This is a genomic window from Chryseobacterium sp. SIMBA_038, assembly GCF_046535115.1.
Lineage (GTDB): Bacteria > Bacteroidota > Bacteroidia > Flavobacteriales > Weeksellaceae > Chryseobacterium.
In genome coordinates, this window is sequence record NZ_JAWRXH010000451.1 from 1 (window position 1) to 235 (window position 235).

The 235-nt window shown below is 33.6% G+C and carries 1 pseudogene; it reads left to right on the top strand.

From position 1 onward, the window contains the following. Window positions 1-235, top strand: a pseudogene (locus SB689_RS24230) (hypothetical protein); the annotation flags it as partial.

A 235-nucleotide genomic window follows, 5' to 3' on the forward strand; every position in this document is an offset into this window, starting at 1 on the left:
CTTTGATGTTATTGACGGCAAATACAAATTTGATGCAGGTTGGAATTATTTTTCAGCACATACCGAGATCACTCCGGAAGATTATGGAAACAATTATTCAGATTTGGAAATTGAATACAATATGAATGAGGTGATGTATCAATTAAAAAAGGAATATTACCAAAAACACAATAAGCTTTATGATAAAGATTTCAATCGTCCGGGTTTAGAGGTCTACGACATTCGCCGTTTAGAG